The 21,150-nt window shown below is 39.5% G+C and carries 19 protein-coding genes; 9 read left to right on the top strand and 10 right to left on the bottom strand.

Annotation, left to right across the window (positions count from 1 at the left end; genetic code table 11):
• The first annotated feature begins 127 nt into the window (after nucleotides 1-127).
• Nucleotides 128-1,714 carry a ribosomal protection-like ABC-F family protein gene (gene abc-f, locus BGO88_RS16645; protein WP_286707633.1) on the top strand — a complete coding sequence of 529 codons (1,587 nt, stop codon included), beginning with the start codon at nucleotides 128-130 and terminating at the stop codon, nucleotides 1,712-1,714.
• A 182-nt stretch (nucleotides 1,715-1,896) separates the two neighbouring features.
• Here the strand turns inward: abc-f and BGO88_RS16640 are convergent, their stop codons facing one another.
• The 4 genes from BGO88_RS16640 to BGO88_RS16625 all read right to left on the bottom strand — a co-directional run bounded on the left by BGO88_RS16640 (nucleotide 1,897) and on the right by BGO88_RS16625 (nucleotide 7,978).
• Nucleotides 1,897-2,385 (bottom strand): hypothetical protein, encoded by a 489-nt coding sequence (locus BGO88_RS16640; protein ID WP_056067802.1) that lies wholly within the window; start codon nucleotides 2,383-2,385, stop codon nucleotides 1,897-1,899.
• A gap of 55 nt (nucleotides 2,386-2,440) precedes the next feature.
• Nucleotides 2,441-5,848: a DUF8818 domain-containing protein gene (locus BGO88_RS16635; protein WP_286707632.1), complete on the bottom strand. Its 3,408-nt coding sequence runs from the start codon at nucleotides 5,846-5,848 to the stop codon at nucleotides 2,441-2,443.
• Between the two features lie 139 nt (nucleotides 5,849-5,987).
• The gene (locus BGO88_RS16630) at nucleotides 5,988-7,250 is read right to left on the bottom strand and encodes an aspartate kinase (protein WP_286707631.1); all 1,263 of its coding nucleotides are present in this window, start codon (nucleotides 7,248-7,250) and stop codon (nucleotides 5,988-5,990) included.
• A 221-nt stretch (nucleotides 7,251-7,471) separates the two neighbouring features.
• Complete coding sequence (locus BGO88_RS16625; RefSeq protein ID WP_101471171.1) at nucleotides 7,472-7,978, bottom strand: GNAT family N-acetyltransferase; 507 nt, start codon at nucleotides 7,976-7,978, stop codon at nucleotides 7,472-7,474.
• Nucleotides 7,979-8,225: 247 nt separating this feature from the next.
• Here BGO88_RS16625 and fbp point away from each other — a divergent pair, with 247 nt between their 5' ends.
• The gene (fbp, locus tag BGO88_RS16620) at nucleotides 8,226-9,239 is read left to right on the top strand and encodes a class 1 fructose-bisphosphatase (protein ID WP_056067792.1); all 1,014 of its coding nucleotides are present in this window, start codon (nucleotides 8,226-8,228) and stop codon (nucleotides 9,237-9,239) included.
• 41 nt (nucleotides 9,240-9,280) lie between these two features.
• Here fbp and BGO88_RS16615 read toward each other — a convergent pair whose 3' ends face one another.
• Complete coding sequence (locus tag BGO88_RS16615; RefSeq protein ID WP_056067790.1) at nucleotides 9,281-9,712, bottom strand: tellurite resistance TerB family protein; 432 nt, start codon at nucleotides 9,710-9,712, stop codon at nucleotides 9,281-9,283.
• A gap of 130 nt (nucleotides 9,713-9,842) precedes the next feature.
• On the opposite strand from BGO88_RS16615, the gene BGO88_RS16610 reads away from it, so the two are divergent.
• Nucleotides 9,843-10,436, top strand: a complete 594-nt coding sequence (locus BGO88_RS16610; RefSeq protein ID WP_056067789.1) for a HupE/UreJ family protein — start codon at nucleotides 9,843-9,845, stop codon at nucleotides 10,434-10,436.
• A gap of 67 nt (nucleotides 10,437-10,503) precedes the next feature.
• Nucleotides 10,504-11,253 carry a UDP-2,3-diacylglucosamine diphosphatase gene (locus tag BGO88_RS16605; protein ID WP_371417538.1) on the top strand — a complete coding sequence of 250 codons (750 nt, stop codon included), beginning with the start codon at nucleotides 10,504-10,506 and terminating at the stop codon, nucleotides 11,251-11,253.
• Here the strand turns inward: BGO88_RS16605 and BGO88_RS16600 are convergent.
• The 5 genes from BGO88_RS16600 to BGO88_RS16580 form a co-directional block, all read right to left on the bottom strand.
• On the bottom strand, nucleotides 11,250-11,609 hold the full coding sequence (locus BGO88_RS16600) for a hypothetical protein (RefSeq protein WP_056067785.1): 360 nt from the start codon (nucleotides 11,607-11,609) through the stop codon (nucleotides 11,250-11,252). The genes BGO88_RS16605 and BGO88_RS16600 overlap by 4 nt on opposite strands.
• A 149-nt stretch (nucleotides 11,610-11,758) precedes the next feature.
• The gene (gene recJ / locus BGO88_RS16595) at nucleotides 11,759-13,456 is read right to left on the bottom strand and encodes a single-stranded-DNA-specific exonuclease RecJ (RefSeq protein ID WP_286707630.1); all 1,698 of its coding nucleotides are present in this window, start codon (nucleotides 13,454-13,456) and stop codon (nucleotides 11,759-11,761) included.
• 79 nt (nucleotides 13,457-13,535) lie between these two features.
• A complete protein-coding gene (locus tag BGO88_RS16590) occupies nucleotides 13,536-13,952 on the bottom strand; it encodes an OsmC family protein (RefSeq protein WP_286707629.1) in 417 nt (138 codons plus the stop codon).
• A 32-nt stretch (nucleotides 13,953-13,984) separates the two neighbouring features.
• Complete coding sequence (gene rsmI / locus BGO88_RS16585) at nucleotides 13,985-14,662, bottom strand: 16S rRNA (cytidine(1402)-2'-O)-methyltransferase (RefSeq protein ID WP_286707628.1); 678 nt, start codon at nucleotides 14,660-14,662, stop codon at nucleotides 13,985-13,987.
• Nucleotides 14,663-14,667: 5 nt separating this feature from the next.
• Nucleotides 14,668-15,765: a DUF8457 domain-containing protein gene (locus BGO88_RS16580; protein ID WP_286707627.1), complete on the bottom strand. Its 1,098-nt coding sequence runs from the start codon at nucleotides 15,763-15,765 to the stop codon at nucleotides 14,668-14,670.
• Nucleotides 15,766-15,866: 101 nt separating this feature from the next.
• Between BGO88_RS16580 and BGO88_RS16575 the strand changes: the two genes are divergently transcribed.
• The 5 genes from BGO88_RS16575 (at nucleotide 15,867) to BGO88_RS16555 (ending at nucleotide 21,141) form a co-directional block, all read left to right on the top strand.
• Nucleotides 15,867-16,493, top strand: a complete 627-nt coding sequence (locus BGO88_RS16575; RefSeq protein WP_056067776.1) for a thymidine kinase — start codon at nucleotides 15,867-15,869, stop codon at nucleotides 16,491-16,493.
• Nucleotides 16,494-16,600: 107 nt separating this feature from the next.
• Complete coding sequence (locus BGO88_RS16570) at nucleotides 16,601-19,042, top strand: bifunctional UDP-N-acetylmuramoyl-tripeptide:D-alanyl-D-alanine ligase/alanine racemase (RefSeq protein ID WP_286707626.1); 2,442 nt, start codon at nucleotides 16,601-16,603, stop codon at nucleotides 19,040-19,042.
• 99 nt (nucleotides 19,043-19,141) lie between these two features.
• Nucleotides 19,142-19,528, top strand: coding sequence for a large conductance mechanosensitive channel protein MscL (gene mscL, locus BGO88_RS16565; protein WP_101471165.1), 387 nt, complete (start codon nucleotides 19,142-19,144; stop codon nucleotides 19,526-19,528).
• Between the two features lie 178 nt (nucleotides 19,529-19,706).
• Nucleotides 19,707-20,696 (top strand): aspartate-semialdehyde dehydrogenase, encoded by a 990-nt coding sequence (locus BGO88_RS16560; RefSeq protein ID WP_101471164.1) that lies wholly within the window; start codon nucleotides 19,707-19,709, stop codon nucleotides 20,694-20,696.
• A 100-nt stretch (nucleotides 20,697-20,796) separates the two neighbouring features.
• Nucleotides 20,797-21,141 (top strand): hypothetical protein, encoded by a 345-nt coding sequence (locus BGO88_RS16555; protein WP_286707625.1) that lies wholly within the window; start codon nucleotides 20,797-20,799, stop codon nucleotides 21,139-21,141.
• Nucleotides 21,142-21,150: the final 9 nt, after the last annotated feature.

The raw sequence follows: 21,150 nt of genomic DNA, 5'->3' as shown, positions 1-21,150 counted from the left end.
ACATTTCGTATATTTGTGCACTCAAAACAATAGAAAATAACGTGTAAAAAATAATTTCTTTCCGATAATTAAAAATGACGAACCTCATCGGGGTCTGTCTTTTCATTAATCTTTAAAGAAAGAAATTATGCTGATTTTACAGAATATTTCCTATACACACTCCAACAAAGAGGTACTGTTCGGCAATATCAATCTGACAGTAAACAATCACAATAAAATAGCAGTAACAGGCAGTAACGGAACCGGAAAATCTACGTTGCTCAAAATTATTGCCGGCGAATTGCAGCCCGTAGGTGGACAACGAATTGTTGATGCCCAACCTTATTATATTCCGCAAATATTCGGACAATACAATCATCTGACCATTGCACAGGCGCTGCAAATTGAAACCAAACTCAATGCCCTGCAGGAAATCCTGAGCGGAAATGTTACGGAAGAAAATTACAGCTTGCTGGATGATGACTGGACAATTGAAGACCGTTGTAACGAAGCTTTACAACATTGGCAGCTCACCAACCTGGACTTGTCGCAAAAAATGGAAACATTGAGTGGCGGACAAAAAACAAAAGTTTTTTTAGCAGGAATTTCAATCCATCAGCCAGAATTGGTTTTGCTGGACGAACCCAGTAACCATCTTGATATTTCGGGAAGACAGCTCTTATACGACTTTGTCCAGTCTGCAAAAAGCACCTTGATTGTAGTGAGCCATGACCGGAAATTGCTAAATCTTTTAGACACGATTTGCGAACTGAACAAACACGGAATTAAAGCATATGGCGGTAATTACGATTTTTTCACAGCCCAAAAGGAAATAGAAAACAATGCTTTGAATCAGGATATACAAAGCAAGGAAAAAGCATTGCGGAAAGCCAGAGAGAAGGAACGCGAAACATTGGAACGACAGCAAAAATTAGACAGTCGCGGGAAGGGAAAACAGGAAAAAGCCGGCGTTGCCAAAATTATGATGAATACACTGCGAAACAATGCCGAAAACAGCACTTCAAAACTCAAAAGTGTGCATGCAGAAAAGATTGGCGGCATTTCAAAAGACCTGCAGGAACTCCGTTCTTCCTTGCCCGACATGGATAAGATGCGATTTGGTTTCGACAATTCTTCTTTACATCAGGGAAAAATTTTGTTCACGGCCACAAATATCAATTTTACTTACAGCACACAACCGCTTTGGAACGAAAACCTGAGTTTTCAAATTATCAGCGGAGAACGTATTGCCTTAAAAGGAACAAACGGTTCCGGGAAAACGACTTTAATAAAATTGATTTTAGGGAGCTTAGAACCTCAAACGGGAACCGTTTACAGGGCAGACAACAAATCCGTTTATATTGACCAGGATTATTCTTTGCTTGACAACAAGCTCAAAGTTTATGAACAGGCCCAGCAATTTAATTCTTCTTCCTTGCAGGAACACGAAATAAAAATCAGGCTGAACCGCTTTTTGTTTACAAGAGAAGATTGGGATAAACCGTGCAGTGCTTTAAGTGGTGGCGAAAGGATGCGCCTGTTGCTTTGCTGCCTGACCATTAGCAGTCAATCTCCGGATATTATCCTGCTGGACGAACCAACCAATAATTTAGACATCAAAAACGTGGAAATATTAACTGCCGCCATTAACGAATATCAGGGCACTCTGATAGTTGTTTCGCACGATGAATATTTTTTAGAGGAAGTTAAAGTGAATCGGGTTATTGAGATTTGAAAGGTACTAAGGCGCTAAGGTACTGAGGTTCTAAGTTAATTTTGGGATATGAATCTGGTTCTTTGTAATTGGAAATAGTCCATTTGATGCGACTTATATAATGCGACTCTGCGCCTTTGCGAGAAAAAATTGCACGCAAAGACGCAGTGTCTTATTGGTTTAATATTGAAGTTAACTCTCCCTTATGCTTTTGGCAAAGGCTGTCCAACGGCAATATCGCAACGGTGTCCCGGCTGTCCGTGTGGTGGATTCATCCCCGGTGCGGTAACAACATCAGCATTATTAACCGGAGTTATTTTATTAGGAGTTGCTGTAGGCTGGGCTACCGGTTGCGGTTGTGCTACCGCAGTTGGTGCCGGTTTTTGGCCCGGAGGCGAATTTAACGGAGCACCTACCTGAATATCACAACGGTGTCCTGGCTGTCCGTGTGGCGGATTCATTCCCGGAGCTGTTGCCACCGGCTGTGGTTGTACTTGTGGCTGTACCTGTGGTTGAGCCTGCATTTGTTGTGGCTGCACACTCACCGGTTGTCCTTCAGCAGGAGTTGCTGCTCCATCTGCCGCAACCGCTTCAGTTGGTTCCGCACTTTCCTGTGGCTGTAACTCTTTTTTGCATGAGGTCATGAATAATGAAACTGCCAAAAGTGAGCCTGCTATTATTTTTGTTTTCATGGGTCATTTTTTAGATTAAGATTCCAAATATAAACGTTTCAGCGGATTATCCATGTTAAAAATAAGCCCTAAGCTGTACGCTTCCGGTATGGATAGCTTTGCTTTCTTCACTTTTTCTTCCTTCATAATTCACATTAACATCCAAAAACTGTGTCAGGTTTTTTTGCAGCAGCAAACGCCATGTCAAATTTTGCCCCGGTTGTAATCCTTCCAGCATCTGATAAGCTACCGGTGACAGCGCATCGCCGCTGAAATCATTCTTGTACAATGAGAATTCGCCATTCATTGTAAATTTTTTCTCTGATGAATAGGTAAATGATGTCCCTACCCGATGTTGTTGTAAGGCTTCCTTATCATTAATTTTATTGTCCTTATCCTGATATTCATAAAATAAATCCCAGCTTGCATTTCTTGAAAACAGATAAGAAATTTTTGGTGCCAGTTGGTAGCCCTTTAATTCAAAATTTTTACTCACATAATTTTCCGAATACAATTCTGATTCGATTGTTTTGCCCATAAACCCTAAAAGCCAGCTTTTTTTGACCAGATGGGCATATTGAATCTGATGTGAACGGTTATTGCTTTCCTGTGAACCTACAGAAAGTAATGTCTTTGCCCTATTTCTCAAATACGTATAGGTTAGGGAATGGTCTTGTTTCCCCCGGTTATAAAATAAGCTGTTTCTGAAACTGGAATTTAAGCCCAATAAATTTTTCTCACCCGAAGAAAACGGATTCAGGTCAAAATTATCGCTATCGCGGACAATCTTTCGGTCCACAAGAAAAGAAGTCTGGTTATAGAAATAGGATAAAAATTTTCTGAATCCTTTTTCGTTTTGCCATTGGTGGGCATTCAGTATCACAGACTGTGAAAATTTGTTCTGGTGCGTTTTGATAAAAATCTGGTTGGGAAGAAAAATCCTTACGTATTCTGCCTGGTCTGCAAACTTGGCAATTTCAAACTCTTCCAATTCCTGAATTCCGTTATTGTTATAATCAATCCAGGTGTAAACGCCCCGTCCCGGTTCTACTTTCAGATAGGTAAATTCCTGTTGCGGAATGGTTCCTGAGGTGGTTTCATAGGTTGTGGTAACCTGAATTAACTGGTCAAAATAACGGTCATTATAGAGTAATCTCGAATTTAAGGATGGTTCATTTTTTCTCGTGGGGTCTTCAAATTTCAAATTCCTGTAGTTGACAAACAATGAAAGGTCGCTTTTTTCGGTTTTCATCAATCTTGACTTCAGATAATACGAATTGGACGTATTGACCTTTTTTACAAATCCGTTAACCAAACTGTCATTGGAACGTTGCAGATAGCCCAATTCCACATATACTTTTGTACTATCGCCGCGTCCGGTAAAAAATCCAAACTCATTAAACTTTTGGCTCAAGGCAGAAAACTGTCCGGTTTCCTTAATCTTTTCTTCATTGTCTTCCAGCCTGAAAGTGCCTCCTACCCAGTTCTTACCAAAATGGTAACGCGCCTGTGTCTGGTTTCTGATAAATTTTGATTCGGAGTAATTGCTATCACTTTTTAATATACTCCCGTTGTTCTGAAAAGTAAAATTTTTAAATCGGAAAGAACCGTCAACAACATGTCTGGTACCCGAAAAACTTTCCGAAAAATCAAGCTTTTCCAATTGGTATCTTGCATTTCCTTTATTGGGAAGGATAAAATTCAAACCGGAAATAAGCAGGCTCTGGTTTCCAATCGGATTGGTCAGGTTCCAGTCGCGGTCAAACTCAATCGTAAATAAACGCTCAATGGTTCGGAACTGCTTTTGCACAAATTGATAGTTGGCAAAAGCATCCAGTTGCCATTTTTTTGAAAACAGTCTTTGTTTGGCATAAATTTTTCCGGCTAATCCCTGGTTATCGTTATCGTCTTTTGAAGAAAACAGGTTCAAATCGTTGTTGCTTACGCCTAATTCAAAATCGACCAGTGTTTTTTCGCTTGGCTTGTATTTCCCCAAAATGGTAGCAATCTGGATTTTGGTTGGTGCAACCAATCGGATTATAGGCTCATAATTTCCTTGAGGAATACCGTTTGCGGGTGGAACAAATTCATATACTCTTCCTATTGTGGCCGTATTCGAAAGCCTGTAATTTCCCTGATTAGCACCTACGAGAGAAAACCGCACATTATACAACTCATCAGTGGGGTTGTTTGAGAATTCAAAGACCTCAACACCACCAATGGTTGTTTTTCTGTACAATATCTTATTTTCGGAATAGCTGTCTACATAAGCCGATGGTGCTGTCATTGCAGCAGAATTGTCGCCTGCTTCTTTCAACACTTCTACCTGTTCTGCAGAAAGGTTTTGTTGCAGTGGCTGGTTTTTCACGTCATTCTCTGAATATAAATATCCCCCCAAGCTCCACTTTTCCTGCTCGTGCATGGCTCCTGCATAGGTCACGAAACGCGTATAGTTTCTATCCGAATATTGATATTCGACATTAATCCTCATTTCGGAAGTAATTGGAAACAGCGAAGTAAAGATAATTTCACCTGCATTGTAATCTATCGTATAATCGTTGTTTTCACCTCGTGTCAACAGGATTCCGTTGACAAAAACACGTTCTGAACCGGAAATAACCAGAATATACAATTCACCATTAGGTCCTTGCAGCTTGTAGGGTCCCTGGTTCCCTTCTTGTCCTGTAAACGAACTCCGGGCGTATTGTCCCCGAACCAGAGCCGCCGATGCAAAAACATTGGTTTTATTTTCGGGTGTTCCAAAGGTAAAATTAGCCGAAAGCCCTTGTACTTTTTTGTTGAAATTCAGAAATCGGGATTGCCTGTTTTCCAAAAACAAATCACCGGCCCGAATGTTCCATTTATCGCTGAAAAGCTCAATAAAAATCTGGTCGAATTCATCCAGTTTTTGCGAATAGCCGCCTTCCTGCAAAGGAATATTGCTGTCCTGAATGGAGGCTCTCAAACTCACCTTGTCCGAAATCTTTCCGGTAATCTGCAAATCCAGATTGGAATTGACTACAGAATTCTGGTTATTACCAATCGTAATGCCTCTCGTAATGCTTCCTGATGTGTTTAATCCGTCAAAAGGTTTAAAAGTGCTTATCGGGTCCCGGGAAACTTTATAAAGATTCCCTTTTCCGGCTTCATTACTGACGACACGGCTGTCGTCATAAATGCTGTATTTCCGGGTAAGATATTCAGGATAGCTGAAATAGCGTAGTGTCAGCGTGTCTTCAGATTTGAAATCATTCTTAAAAACAAGTATACTTTTCTGGAAATCAACCTTATAATAAGTCGTATCGATATCATTTCCTTCCCTGTCCTGTAGCTTGAAAAACGAACTGCTAATGCTTACGCTGTCAATACGTATCGTATCTTTTGAAGCCGTAATCTTCCGGTTTTTATACGGCGATTTGACTTCCTGGGCAGAAAGTCCGGAAACAAAGCCTGTTAAAACCAGAAAAAGCAATTTTTTCAACATAAATACTATAACTCCGAAAGCTCAAAAGTAGTATTTATAAACCAATAATTTCAAGAGCCGGGTTCTTAGGAGGCAAGCAAATAAAATCGGAAGTACCGTAACCCGATACTCCCGATGGCGTGTGGTTTATAAAAAAAAATTAGTTGGTGGTTTCTTTGGTAACAATCTGCATAGTTTCCCTGCTCACCTGCTTGAGCAATACCTGTTTTCCTTTTTCAACCATTTCTGAAGCTTTTTCATTGAAATGGCGAATGGTATAAAGCGAAACATTTTCATTATAGGAAACTTTGAATTTCTTTGAAAGCACATTTTTCAGGTCGTTGAAATTACCGAATTTGTCTTCAATACAAACCGAGAAACTGATTGCCGAGTTCTGAATCAGACTTACTTTCATTTTATATTGGTGCAAAAGCCCGAAAATTTCGCTGATATTTTCTTCCATGATAAAAGAGAAATCTATGGACGAAAGCGAAATAAGCAACTGTTCTTTTTTTACGATAAAACAAGGCAGGTGCGGTTCCAAATCAGCCCCTTTGCTTACGCTGGTTCCCGGCAATGACGGATTCAGGAATGATTTTACAAACAGCGGGATTTCTTTTCGCTGTAGCGGCTGCAATGTTTTAGGGTGAATAACGGTAGCTCCGTAAAAGGCAAGCTCAATGGCTTCGCGATATGAAATCTGGTTTAGTAGCGTTGCATTTTCAAAATATCTCGGGTCGGCATTCATAACACCTGGCACATCTTTCCAGATGGTAACACTTTCCGCATTCAGGCAATAGGCAAAAATCGCTGCCGTATAATCTGAACCTTCACGTCCTAAAGTCGTTGTAAAGTTATTTTCGTCAGAACCTAAAAATCCCTGTGTAATATTGAGTACTTTTTTCTTTACGTTTTTAGAAATCAGTTTTTGCGTTTGCTCCCAATCTACAATGGCATCACGATAGGTCGTGTCTGTTTTTATAAAATTACGCACATCTAACCATTGGTTTTTCAATCCCCTGTAATTGAAATAGTGGCTGATGATAGTCGTCGAAATTATCTCCCCAAAGCTGACAATCTGGTCGTAAACAAAATTATAGTTTGGCGATTTGTTACTTTTCAGGAAGCCTTCCAAATCCGAAAAAAGCTGATTGATGGCTGCGAATACGGCATTTTTATCATCTTCAAACAAATCAAGCAAAATCTGGTTGTGGTATTTCTTGACATCCTGTAGGGACGATTGCAGTTCGGCCGATCTTTCAAAGTAGTTCTTTATGACGACTTCCAAAGCATTTGTTGTTTTTCCCATAGCCGAAACAACAAGCAAGACATCATCATAGCCAACCTGTTGCAAGACATCGTATACATTTTTAATGCCATTGGCATCTTTTACTGAAGCACCTCCAAATTTAAATACTCTCATTGATTTTTGATTTCAGATTTTTGACCTTTGATTTATGATTTTAGATTTCTGATTTTAGATTTTTGGCTTACTGCTTATGGCCTATCGCTTTCAGCTTTCATATTCGACTTTTAACTTTCGACCTTAGACTTTTGACCTTAGATTTCTGATTTAAGATTTAAGATTTAAGATTTTTGACTTATGCCCTATTACTTTTAGCTTTTGACTTTCGACCTTAGACCTTAGACTTTTGACGTTCGACTTTCAACCTTAGACTTTTGACCTTTTAAAAAATCATCAATTCCTTGTTCATCCATATGGACAACGCGCCAGTCTGATAAGACTTTTGCTCCGGATTTCTCATAAAATTCGATAGCAGGCGTATTCCAGTTCAGGACATTCCATTCGATGCGGCGTACATTTTCTCTTTCTCCTTCTTTTATAATTTCAGAATACAGTGCCATTCCGGCTCCTGTACCTCTGCTTTTTTCAGTAACAATCAAATCTTCGAGATGGATAGTCTTTCCTTTCCATGTAGAAAATCGGTAATAGTACAACGCCATGCCTATAATTTCACCGTCCAGTTCTGCTACAAAAGTATGGAACAACGGATTGCTCCCAAAACCATCCCGGATTAAATCTTCTTTTGTCACTACCACAGCTTCCGGCTCTTTTTCAAAAACTGCGAGTTCCTGAATCAGGGCTAAAACGGCTTTCATATCGTTTTCAGTTCCTCTTCTGATTATCATTTCTTTATTCTTTTCTCTGTTTCGATTTTTACAGCGAATATATTAAAAGCTTGTCCAACTGCACAATTCAGGACATTTCTTTTCTCAAAATTCCTTAAATAATCCAATCTTACCGCCTCTTTTAAAGTTGTGCAAAAATAACATTTATTTATATTTATAACATTTGTTTATAATATTTTTTTACTGCCTACTCTAAAATTATAGAATTTATGAACGATATTTGCACCACAACTACAACGATATAGTAATGGAGGAACGCAATAAAACATTAGGGGAATTTATTATTGAAAAACAGGAAGATTTCCAATATTCTTCCGGAGAATTATCCAGATTAATCAACTCCATCCGATTGGCCGCTAAGGTCGTTAACTACAAAGTGAACAAGGCCGGATTGGTAGATATTGTGGGCGCTGCCGGCGAACAGAATATACAGGGAGAGGATCAGCAAAAACTGGACGTTTTTGCCAACGAAACTTTCATACAGACGCTTATCAACCGTGAAATCGTATGTGGTATTGCTTCAGAAGAAAGTGATGATTTCATTACGATTAAAGGTAAGGACGAATGTCACAACAACAAATATGTCGTATTGATGGACCCGCTTGACGGTTCATCCAATATTGATGTAAATGTTTCTGTTGGAACCATTTTTTCGGTTTACAGAAGAATAACACCAATAGGGACGCCTGTAACTATAGAAGATTTTCTTCAGCCGGGTGTTAATCAGGTAGCTGCCGGATATGTAATTTATGGCACATCAACCATGCTGGTATACACTACCGGACGTGGTGTCAACGGATTTACACTGAATCCTGCCATTGGTACTTTCTATCTTTCTCACCCAAACATGAAATTTCCAAAAGACGGTAAGATTTATTCTATCAACGAAGGAAATTATGTGCACTTTCCACAAGGCGTAAAAGATTACATCAAATATTGCCAGTTAGAAGAAGGTGACAGACCGTATACTTCCCGTTATATAGGAAGTCTGGTTTCTGACATCCACAGGAATATGATTAAGGGAGGAATTTACATTTATCCGACAAGCTCTAAAGCTCCTAGCGGAAAATTACGTCTTCTGTATGAATGCAACCCGATGGCGTTCCTGGCAGAACAGGCAGGCGGTAAGGCTTCTGACGGTTTTGGAAGGATTATGGAAATCCAGCCAACAGAATTGCACCAGCGTGTTCCATTCTTTTGCGGCAGCTACAACATGGTAGAAAAGGCAGAAGAATTTATGAGAATAGCAAGCGAAAAATAAAAAGCATAGGCATAAAAAAAGCTCCGATTGGAGCTTTTTTTTTATTTATTCATGTGAGTCATTTCGAAAAGGAAAGTGTCCAAATCTACACCCAGGACAAGCAATGAAAGTGCTTTGTCAACAATGTAATGTACGTTTCCTGGAGTAAATCCTAATGCCAGAGCAAATCGGGTAAGGATTTCTTTTTGTTTTGGACCTAAAACGTGGTCGGCATATACCATCCTTGAAAGGTCATACAAACGCTCCAGTCTTTGCGTGTGCAGGTAAGGAGGATTGATTGGGTATTTCATCGGATTGGCAAGAATTTCAGCATACTCTTCAGAAGAAATCTCCAATTGCATGGCCAGTTTGTCCAAGAAGTGTCTTTCTTCCTCGCTTAAGTGCCCGTTTTCCATTGCAACTCTCACGATAGAAGCGAAATGTCCTTTATTTCTATTTTTAAATCCGCTATCAAATAAATCTGAAATTGACATAATTATATATTTTTTGCAAATATAATTCTATTTCTATTTTAACGGCATAAATTGCTGACTTTTCTTAACAGAAATAAACTCTTTCCAAAATATATCGTATGTTTGAAATCCCAATCAAAAATATCTATATATGTCTGAGTTTTGGATTTACTTCAACACAGGATTACGTCATGTTTTAGACATCAACGCCTACGACCATGTCTTGTTTTTAATCGCATTGACAATTCCTTATGCTTTTAAGGACTGGAAAAGAGTATTGCTTCTGGTCACTCTTTTTACTGTGGGGCATACCATGTCATTATTGCTTTCTGTATATGGCTTTGTACAAATCAAGGTCAATCTTGTTGAGTTTCTAATTCCAATCACCATATTAATCACGGCCGTTTTTCATCTTTTTACTGCCGGAAAAAATTCAAAAAAGGAAAGTATCAGCTTTATCGCTATCGTAACGCTTTTCTTCGGAATCATTCACGGATTGGGATTCTCAAATTATTTCAACACCATCCTTCCGGGAAATTCTTCTGACAAATTGCTTCCGTTACTGGAATTTGCATTAGGTATTGAAGCCGCACAGATTATTGTGGTTCTTATCGTGCTGATTCTGTCCTACATTGTACAGACTGTTTTCCGTTTTTCCAAACGCGACTGGACGCTCGTCATGTCTTCTTTTGTTATAGGTGTCGTTATCCCGATGGTTATTGAAAGTGAAATCTGGGGAAGGTAAAAGAAGAAAGCGCCATATCCTGTTAAGTGCGCAATCTTTCTTATCTTTGGATTTTAATTGAATAAACGTGGCAGACACTAAAATATATTTTGCTTCCGACCAGCATTTTGGAGCGCCAACGCCTGAATTGAGTTTTCCAAGAGAGCAGAAATTTGTAGCCTGGCTTGATGAAATCAAAAAAGATGCAACTGCATTATTCCTATTAGGTGACTTGTTTGATTTTTGGTTTGAATACAAAACCGTAGTTCCGAAAGGATTTGTACGCGTTTTGGGCAAATTAGCTGAAATTCGCGACAGCGGCATTCCGGTTTATTTTTTTGTAGGCAATCACGATTTATGGATGAGTGACTATTTTGAGAAAGAACTTAATATTCCTGTTTACCATACTACAAAAGAATTCACATTCAACGACAAACATTTTTTGATTGGCCACGGTGACGGATTAGGCCCCGGCGACAAGGGCTATAAAAGAATGAAAAAAGTGTTTACCAATCCTTTTTCAAAATGGCTTTTCAGATGGCTTCATCCTGATTTGGGCGTGAAACTGGCACAACATCTTTCTGTAAAAAACAAATTGATTTCCGGAGCAGAAGACGTTCGTTTTTTAGGCGAGGATAATGAATGGCTGGTACAATACTCCAAACGAAAACTGGAAACCAAACACTACGATTATTTTGTATTTGGACACCGGCATCTTCCTATGACAATAAAAGTTGGCGAAAATGCTACCTATATAAATCTGGGGGATTGGATTGGCTATTTTACCTACGGCGTATTTGATGGAACTACTTTCGAATTAAAAGAATACAAATCTTAATTCTGGCAGATTTCATCCAGATAATCTTTTAATTGGATTTGGAACAGGGTGCCTTCTACCAGGTCTTTAATCTGCATCAATTCATTGACGGAAACGGCCAAATCAATCTGCTGCACGGGTGTTTTTAGTAAAAATTTGTGGCATTTTCTTTTGAACTCGCAGGTGTCACAATTGGCATTGACCTCATAGCAAGTCGCATCAATCGTTTCTGCAAAATAATTCAGTTCTTCTTTTGAAAGATAGAAGCCTGTTTCCTTAAAAACCAGTTGTATTTTGTTTTTCAACACCTTCTGCTCTTTTTTCCAATGGAAAGCGACACCAAAGTCATTAAAATAGATTTGCTCGATTTCTTTCATAACTGAATTGTTTCGAACAAATATAAGAATTATTTAAAATCGTTCTAAATTAAATTTTCATAAAGTTTTTTCTTGGCGTCTTTGTCTCTTTGCGAGAAAATAATGGCACGCAGAGGCGCAAAGTTTTTAATATGCTTATTCGTATAGTTTTATTCCTTGCCTTTGATATCGCGGAGTCTTAGCTGCAGGCTGACGTTTCCATTGAATTCGTTTTCTTCCAGTGAGTAGACTGCATCGAATGGTTGCTGATTTTGAGTAAGTTCAAACTTATTCCCCATTCCAAATCCTATGGCACCATAACCTTCTGAATCGTCTTGCTTTACAAAAAGCCTCAGGTGGCTTTCATCACTGCCAATTCTTTTTCCGTAACCGGTATCTCTCAAATTTTCCGTCATAAAAACCGGCATCATGTTCATAGGCCCGAAAGGCTCGAATTGATTTAAAATGCGGACAAATTTTTCGGTAATATCGTTCAGGTTGATTACGGCATCAATCAGAATTTCAGGAGTCCTTAACTCTTCCGAAATAGTTTCCGAAATCACTTTTTCAAAGTGTGCCTTGAAATTCTCGAATTGTGCTTCTTCCAAAGTCAGTCCGGCGGCATACATGTGCCCGCCAAACTGCAACAAATATTCTGAACAGGCTTCCAATGCATTGTAAACATCAAAATCTTTGACAGAACGGGCAGATGCGGCCAACTTGTCGCCACTTTTGGTAAACACTAAAGTCGGACGGTAATAGGTTTCAATCAGGCGTGAAGCCACAATCCCAATAACTCCTTTGTGCCAGTCTTCTTTATATACGACCGTTGAATACCTGTCTTCTTCCTGATTTTCTATAATCTGGAGTAAGGCTTCCGAAGTAATCTGCTTGTCTAATTCTTTTCTATCAGCGTTAAAAACTTCCAGTTCTTTTGCAAAGGCTTCTGCTTCTTCAATTCCGAATTCTGTGAGTAATTTAACGGCGTAATTGCCATGCTTTATTCTGCCTGCTGCATTGATTCGTGGCGCCAATATAAAAACGACATCCGTAATGGTAAGGTTTTTTTTCTTGAGGTTTTGGGTGATTGCCTTAAAACCCGGTCGTGGATTTGAATTAATAACTTCCAACCCGAATTTGGCCAAAACTCTGTTTTCACCTGTTATCGGAACAATATCAGCTCCAATAGCCGTAGCTACCAAATCCAGATACGGACGCAAATCATCTATGGTCTGGTTTCTGTTTTTGGCCAATGCCTGCAATAGCTTAAAACCGATACCGCAACCGCACAATTCGTCATACGGATAATGGCAATCTTCGCGTTTCGGGTCTAAAACAGCAACCGCGTCCGGCAATGTATCACCTGGCCTGTGGTGGTCGCATATGATAAAATCGATGTTTTTTTCTTTGGCATACGCTACATGGTCTATAGACTTGATGCCACAATCCAGTGCAATAATCAGCGTAATCCCATTATCATCCGCATAATCGATACCTTTAAGAGAAACGCCATAACCTTCGTCATAACGGTCCGGAATATAAGTATCAACATTAGGATAAAAGCTTTTCAAATAGGAAGAGACCAATGATACGGCAGTAGTACCATCAACATCATAATCTCCAAAAACCAGAATATTTTCCTGTTTTTCAATGGCCTTTTCAATACGAGCCACTGCCTTATCCATATCTTTCATGAGATACGGGTCGTGCAGGTCTTCTAACTTTGGCCGGAAAAACTGCCGGGCCTGTTCAAAGGTTTCAATACCTCGTTGCAGGAGCAATGTTGCAATAAGTTCATCAATGTTTAAGGAATCCTGCAGGCTTTTAATTTTTTCTGAATCGGGTGTAGGTTTAAGGTTCCAGCGCATGTTTTAAGGTTCTAAGGTTCTAAGGCGCTAAGTTGCTAAGGCCTTAGAACCTTAGTATCTCAGCAACTTAGTACCTTTATTAATGATACAATATTCTAACTTCTACCTTTGCAAAATGACGGAACATTTCCATCACGCCGCAATATTTTTCAACGGATAGGTCTACGATTTTTTGAAGTTTTGTCTGGTCGAGATCCATTCCGTAAAAATGGTAATCGACACGAACCGTATGGTAAAATTTTGGATGTTCTTCCGTCAGGTCGCCTTCCACTTCAATCGTGAAGGTATCAATATCCACCTTCATCTTTTTTACCAGAGAAGCAATATCAATTCCGGTACAGCCTGCCAAAGAAGCCAGCATCATGGCTTTTGGACGAAGTCCGTCGTCATGTCCGCCATATTCCGGATCTGAATCCATTTTTATTGTTCCGCCAGGGTTGGTGGCTTCAAAAGCCATGTCGCCCAGCCATTTCGTAGTTACGTGATGTGTTGCCATGAATGTTTACAGTAAGGTATTAACTGATAAAATTATTTATTGCTTTTTCCTCCAACAATAACTACAATCTCTCCTTTTGGAGGTTTGGTTTCAAAATGTTTCAAAACTTCTGTAGCTGTGCCGCGAACCGTTTCTTCGTGCAATTTGGTCAATTCGCGTGAAACCGAAACCGGCCTTTCTGCTCCAAAATACTGTATAAATTCTGCCAGAGTCTTGACTAATTTATGAGGCGAAACGTATAAAATCATGGTTCGGGTTTCTTCCGCCAAAGCCAGAAAACGGGTCTGCCTTCCCTTTTTATCAGGCAAAAAACCTTCAAAAACAAACCTATCATTTGGCAGGCCACTGTTCACCAAAGCCGGAACAAAAGCAGTTGCTCCGGGAAGACATTCTACTTCAATATTATTTTCTACACAAGCCCGCGTCAGCAAAAATCCCGGATCGGATATGGCAGGAGTTCCTGCATCCGAAATCAGGGCAATCGTTTCACCTGACTTTAGTCTTGCAATCAGATTTTCCACCGTTTTATGCTCGTTGTGCATATGATGGCTCTGCATGTGCGTTCCAATCTCGAAATGTTTTAGCAGCTTGCCGCTGTTGCGGGTATCTTCTGCCAGAATCAGGTCGACTTCCTTCAGGACTTTTATAGCCCTGAATGTCATATCTTCAAGATTCCCGATAGGTGTTGGAACTAAATATAATTTTGACATCCGGATTATTTAAACTTGTTCTCTACCACTTCAAGGAAACGCTCGGCATAATCTTCCTTACCTTTCCATTCGTTATAGTCCGGCTTTACCAAATCTTCAATAAAATTTCTGGCATCCTGGAAAGTATCAAAGGTGTTCAACTGAGACAGTACCCTGTTGAAATCCTCATTACTACCGCCAAAAAGATGGTTTACAAAACCAACCCTGTCGTTTAGCCCAATCGTAATTCCTTTGGTTACTTTTTCAACAGCCGGTTTTGGAGTTTCCACGACAGGCTCTTCTATCTTTTGAGGCTCTTCCGCTTTAACTTCTTCTGCAATTTCTTCTTTTACTTCTTCCCTGGTTTCTTCTGCGACAGGTTCTTCATAGTGGTCATGCCTGTGCTTTTCTTCGATTTCCGCCTTTACAAATTCAAGGTCTTTATAATCCGAACCTAAGAAATCCTCAAAAATGATCTGGTGTCCTGACTCTTTTGCTACTTCTTCAACATCCTCTTTTTTATCAAAAGCCAATTCAAAAGCCGGTTCTGCCAATTCTTCTTTTGTTTCTTCTTTTGTTTCTTCTTTTATTTCATCAGAAGCTTTTTCTTCCTCCTCTTCTTCCGGTTCTTCTATTGCGGGTTCTTCTTCCTCTTCTTTCTCAACAGGTTCCTCCTCTTCCATTTCTTCATCAGAAAGTTCAATTTCGCCTACTACCACTTTTTCCTGTTCAGATTCCGGTTCATTAGCCACTTCCTCTTCTGCCTCTTTTATTTCTTCAGCAGTTGTTTTTTCTCCTTCAGGCGCTTTTTCTTCCTGTATTTCTTCTTTTGGTGCTTCTTCTATTGTTTTTTCAGCTTCCAAAGCAATTTCTTCCTGTACATCCATTTCAATTTTTCCAGGAACCTCATCATTATCAAAAGCGGTTTCCAAAACTTCATAAGCCTCAGACCTGCCAATTGTTGGCTGTGATCCTGTAAAATTCTCTTCTACAAACAGCAAGACAGACAGTTTTTCATACAATTTTTGGCTTTCCTGATGGAGCTGAATCAATTCAGATTTATTTTTCAGCTTCAAAATCCTGTGTGCTATGCTGATTAACTCGGCCTCTAATTTTTTCTTCATAACTTTTGATATTATATTGAGTAAAGCAAGGGTTTTTTAATAAATTTGTTTTCAGCACAAAGTAAAAAAAACTAATCCTTTTTAAGGCTGAAAAATACAAAATGTTTCTCGAAAATACAGTAAATCATAAAGAACAATTTGGCTGGATTGAAGTAATCTGCGGTTCAATGTTTTCGGGAAAGACCGAAGAGCTTATCCGCCGTCTGAAAAGGGCGCAATTTGCCAAGCAGAAAGTAGAAATTTTCAAGCCTGCAATCGATACACGCTACCATGACGAAATGGTCGTTTCGCACGATTCCAATGAAATACGGTCAACTCCGGTTCCTGCTGCTGCCAACATCCGCATATTGGCTCAGGGCTGTGAAGTGATTGGCATTGACGAGGCACAGTTTTTTGACGATGAAATTGTTTCGGTCTGCAATGACCTCGCCAATTCCGGAATACGCGTGATTGTGGCCGGACTGGACATGGATTTCAAAGGCAATCCTTTTGGCCCGATGCCCGCTCTTATGGCTACGGCAGAATATGTCACAAAAGTCCATGCCGTATGCACCCGCACCGGAAACCTTGCCAATTACAGCTTCCGAAAAGCCAATAACGACAATCTGGTGATGCTTGGCGAAACAGAAGAATATGAACCTTTAAGCCGTGCAGCCTATTTTAATGCGATGAAAGAATTACAGGAAAAAGAAGAAGGCTTTTTTGCCAAAAAGAAAGAAAACAAATAATTGTTTCAGACATAAAATAACCCGTTTTTCTTTTTGTTTCTATTATCATTCTTCCTGTGAATCGTCTAAAATCGCTACCTTTAACCTAGCTTTAAAAAGAAACCAAATTGAGCCTGAAAATTCAACATATTGTTCCTGAAATACAAGCCCGTCTTTCAGGAAATCCAGACATTGAAATCACCAATGTTTCTATAGACAGCCGCTCGCTGCAAAACAATTCCGGAACTTTATTTTTTGCCCTTTCCGGACAAAATAATGATGCACACAGCTATATCCCGGACCTTATCGGTAAAGGTGTACGCAATTTTGTTGTGAACCATATTCCAAAAGGACTGGAAAACAAGGCTAATTTTCTGGAAGTAAAAAATACGCTTCAGGCTTTGCAGGACTTTGCCTCATTTTACAGGAAAGGCTTCCGTTTTCCAATCATCGGGATTACGGGGAGTAACGGAAAAACCATTGTAAAGGAATGGCTTAATTTTCTGTTGAGTCCGGATTACAACATCATCCGAAGCCCAAAAAGCTACAATTCGCAAGTTGGCGTACCGCTTTCGGTAATTTCTATAAATGAAAAACACAATCTTGGGATTTTTGAAGCCGGTATTTCCACCGTACATGAAATGGAAAAACTGGAAAAAATCATCCAGCCTACCATTGGAATCCTAACCAATATAGGTTCTGCCCATGATGAAGGCTTTCAAAATCAGGAAGAAAAAATCAAGGAGAAACTGCGCCTTTTTGAACATTCAGAAGTCCTGATTTACCAAAAAAATACTCTTGTCGATTCGCTTATCAGACCAGACATCAAGACTTTTTCGTGGAGTCTTGACAATAAAGAAGCATCAGTACACATTTCGCAAAAATCGGTTGCAGGGAAAACCCAATTGACCATCACTTATGATAAAATTTCTTTTGATGCCGTGATTCCTTTTCAGGACAAAGCGTCTATCGAGAATGCCATAAACTGCCTGATGGCTATGCTTTATTTGGGCTACCTGCCGGAAATTATACAGGAAAGAATCCAGCTTCTGTATTCTGTTGAAATGCGACTCAAAGTGAAAAACGGAATCAACAATACCGAAATCATTGACGACAGCTACAGTTCCGATTACCAATCGCTCAGAATTGCCCTGGATTTTCTGGAACAGCAAAAACAATACAAGAAAAAGACAATCATCCTTTCGGATATTTTCCAAAGCGGATTGCCCACGGATGATTTATACAAAAGAGTTTCAGAACTCGTCGCTTCCAACAAAATAGACCTGGTTATTGGTGTAGGAGAAGAAATAGGCACATATTCCGGCAGTTTCAAAAATATCATTACCTATAAAAATACGGATGAACTGATTGCCGACTTCAAAAACCTGAATTTCGCCAACGAAACCATATTGATAAAAGGAGCCCGTATTTTCCAATTTGAGAAAATCGCTTCCTTGCTCGAAGAAAAGACCCATGAAACGGTTTTGGAAATCAACCTGAACGCCATCAGTCATAATCTGAATTTTTTCAGGTCAAAGCTAAAACCCGAAACCAAACTTATGGTTATGGTTAAAGCTTTTGGTTATGGCAGTGGCGGTTTTGAAATCGCAAAACTTCTGGAATATCATAAAGTAGACTATTTGGGGGTTGCCTTTGCAGATGAAGGTATTGCCTTGAAAAGCGCAGGAATAACATTGCCAATTATGGTGCTTAATCCTGAAAACACAAGCTTTGGCGCCATAATCGAGCACAATTTAGAGCCTGAAATTTATTCCATAAAAGGATTAAGGGCCTTTTTGAAAATAGCCGAACAGAGAAACCTGCAACAATTTCCAATCCATATCAAACTGGACACTGGAATGCACCGTCTTGGCTTTCAGGAAAATGACCTTCCGGAATTGATTGAGACGCTCAGAGGAACTTCCTACATACAGGTAAAAAGTATACTTTCGCACATGGCAACCAGTGATGACCTGGAGCACCACGATTTTGCGAAATCACAGATTGCCCTTTTTGAAAAATTATCATCCCGATTGATGCAGGAACTTTCTATAGAGCCAATCCGTCATATCCTAAATACCTCCGGTATCAGCAATTATCCGGAAGCCCAATACGGAATGGTACGATTAGGAATAGGACTTTATGGAATTTCCAACGACCCGTCGGAAACAAAATATTTAGAAAACGTAGGAACCTTAAAATCCATAATCTCACAAATAAGAACCATACAGTCTGGCGAAAGTGTTGGTTATGGCAGACGGTTTATGGCTCAAAAAGAAACCCGAATCGCCACAATCCCTATTGGTTATGCCGACGGAATTCCAAGAAGTTGGGGGAATCAGCTGGGTTATGTGCTAATCAAAAATGAGAAAGCCCCAATTGTAGGCAGTATCTGTATGGACATGCTGATGGTGGATGTTTCTGCAATTGATTGTCAGGAAGGCGACCCGGTTGTAATTTTTGGAGAAAATCCGAATGTTACCTACATCGCTGAAAAACTCGGAACCATTCCATATGAAATATTAACCGGCATTTCGCATCGCGTCAAGCGTGTTTTTTACAGAGAATAGCACATTTTTTAAAAAGCCGGCGTTGAAATGTTAAAATATTTAACTACTTTAGCTAGTAACAAAAACCAATTTATTTAATAATCCTAAAATCAAATAATTATGGGAATGGTATCTGAATTTAAGGCCTTTGCACTGAAAGGCAATGTTGTAGACCTGGCTATTGGTGTCATCATTGGTGCCGCTTTTGGAAAAATTGTCAGTTCTTTTATTGAAGACGTGATAACGCCGTTATTGCTAAAACCGGCTCTTGAAGCTGCTAACCTTTCCAGAATTGAGGACCTTGTTATTTTCGGGTCTGTCAAATACGGTATGTTCCTTTCTGCCGTAATTAACTTCCTTATCGTAGCGTTCGTTCTTTTCCTGGTTGTGAAAGGTATTAATGCTGCCAGAAAAAAAGAAGCCGAGGCACCTGCTGCACCACCTGCTCCAACCAATGAAGAAAAGCTGTTGATGGAAATCCGCGATGCGTTGAAAAACAGACCGTAATTAGCCAATACCGCTATACTATATATTCTAATTAAACCGCCTGAAAAACAGGCGGTATTTTTATAAAATATAATTTTATATAACAATTTGTTATATTTTTATAATTCGTTTTTTCAATAACTTTATTAGCTACTTTTGCATTCATAAAATCAGTTTTAACCACTTTAAAAAATAGAATATGAGAGTTGCTGTTGTTGGCGCAACCGGAATGGTTGGCGAAGTAATGCTTCAAGTTTTGGCAGAAAGAAATTTCCCTGTAACCGAATTAATTCCTGTAGCTTCTGAAAAATCAGTAGGCAAGGAAATTGAATTTAAGGGTAAAAAGTATGCCGTTGTCGGATTGGAAACAGCCGTATCAATGAAGCCGGACATTGCCTTATTTTCTGCCGGTGGTGAAACCTCATTGGCCTGGGCTCCTAAATTTGCTGAAGCCGGGACTACCGTAATCGACAACTCTTCTGCGTGGAGAATGCACGCCGACAAAAAACTGATTGTTCCTGAAATCAACGCTTCAGAACTTACAAAAGAAGATAAAATTATTGCCAACCCAAACTGTTCAACCATACAAATGGTTCTGGCTTTGGCACCTTTGCATAAAAAATACAACATCAAAAGAATTATAGTTTCAACCTACCAGTCTATTACCGGAACGGGAGTAAAAGCTGTACAGCAACTTGAAAATGAATATGCCGGCACTAAAGGTGAGATGGCCTACAAATACCAAATCCATAGAAATGCCATTCCGCAATGTGATATTTTTGAAGACAACGGATACACCAAAGAAGAAATGAAACTGGTTCGCGAAACTCAAAAAATATTAAGCGACAAAACGATTGCAGTAACCGCTACAGCTGTTAGAGTGCCAATCGTAGGGGGACATAGTGAAGCTGTGAATGTTGAGTTTTCTAATGATTTCGATGTAAATGAGGTAAGGCGAATTCTACATGAAACTCCGGGAGTTGTTGTTCAGGATAACACCGATACATTTACTTACCCAATGCCTCTGTATGCACAAGGAAAAGACGATGTTTTTGTGGGAAGAATCCGCCGGGACGAATCACAACCGAACACGCTAAACATGTGGATTGTTGCTGACAACCTTCGCAAAGGTGCTGCAACCAACACTATCCAGATTGCAGAATATCTGGTTGCTAACGGCTTGGTATAAATCATTTTTGAAATAAATTAAGGTACCGCCTGTTTTGACAAACCATAAAATTTGTTAAAACGGGCGGTATTTTTTTTCACTTTCATACATTTGCATTGGAATGAAGAAGAAGTTTGCCATAATAAATCTCTCTTTGATGATTGCAGTATTGTTTTCAATACTGTTTCAATCCGTTCACTCCTATGAGCATTTCTTAAGTGGAAAAGCAGCAACAGTAAGCCAGTCAGACGACAATGGCCATACTAAAATCCAAACTTTAGACCACGACCACGAAAAATGTTTTGTCTGCGAATTTACGCTAAGCAGTTTTATCGCGACAGAAACCTACACTTTTGATTTATTTGTCCCTTTTAAGGCAGTTGCCTATAACTTTGCTTCTGTAGAATCAACTGAATTCTTTGCCGGAAGCCTGTATTCACATCGCGGACCACCATCTAACTGCTAATTAACGAAA

Origin of the sequence: Flavobacterium sp. 38-13 (assembly GCF_001899155.1) — a bacterium.
Taxonomy (GTDB): Bacteria; Bacteroidota; Bacteroidia; order Flavobacteriales; family Flavobacteriaceae; genus Flavobacterium; species Flavobacterium lindanitolerans.
Note: the sequence above shows the minus strand (reverse complement) of the source record. Positions and strands in the feature narration are given on the sequence as shown.